Origin of the sequence: Pseudoalteromonas sp. A601 (genome assembly GCF_002165575.1) — a bacterium.
GTDB lineage: Bacteria > Pseudomonadota > Gammaproteobacteria > Enterobacterales > Alteromonadaceae > Pseudoalteromonas.
This window is the reverse complement of sequence record NZ_MXQF01000094.1, coordinates 1-226: the sequence shown is the minus strand read 5'-3', so window position 1 is coordinate 226 and position 226 is coordinate 1. Positions and strand designations below refer to the sequence as shown.

The 226-nt window shown below is 35.8% G+C and carries 1 rRNA gene; it reads right to left on the bottom strand.

What is annotated here, in order from left to right:
• A 5S ribosomal RNA gene (gene rrf / locus B5G52_RS21820) occupies positions 1-107 on the bottom strand; the annotation flags it as partial.
• Positions 108-226 lie beyond the last annotated feature (119 nt).

Here is a 226-nt window from a genome sequence, read left to right as displayed (position 1 = left end):
ATGACCTACTTTCACATAACAAATGCTACACTATCATCGGCGCTGTTTCGTTTCACTACTGAGTTCGGCATGGGGTCAGGTGGGTCCAAAACGCTATTGTCACCAAGCAAATTTGGTGTAAGTTCGATTTAATCAAACTTACTAAAATTTGGAATTTCTGATAATAAATTAGTCTTCAGTAATCTACTTTAGTTATATTAACTTCTTCGCTTGTTTCACTATCACA